General features: G+C 51.2%; 1 protein-coding gene. It reads left to right on the forward strand.

The genetic code is table 11. The annotated features are described in order from the left end of the window. Positions 1-222 (forward strand): secretin GspD/PilQ domain-containing protein (locus tag KZZ07_RS27115; protein WP_500862251.1); only part of this gene is annotated, 222 nt, incomplete at its 5' end. Between the last annotated feature and the right edge of the window lie 36 nt (positions 223-258).

Here is a 258-nt window from a genome sequence, read left to right on the forward strand (position 1 = left end):
GTCAACGCCAAGGTGCTGGTCAAGGATGGCGAGACCATCGTCATCGGTGGGGTTTTCTCCAATACCCAAAGCAAAGTGGTAGATAAAGTGCCATTTTTGGGCGATGTGCCGTATCTTGGCCGCCTTTTCCGGCGCGATGTGCTGGCGGAAAGAAAATCCGAGCTGCTGGTATTCCTGACTCCGCGTATTATGAATAACCAGGCGATTGCTGTGAGTCGTTGATTCTGTGCGAAATTTGATTCTTGTAGGACCGATGGG

The organism is Mameliella sp. CS4 (assembly GCF_019392335.1).
Lineage (GTDB): Bacteria > Pseudomonadota > Alphaproteobacteria > Rhodobacterales > Rhodobacteraceae > Antarctobacter.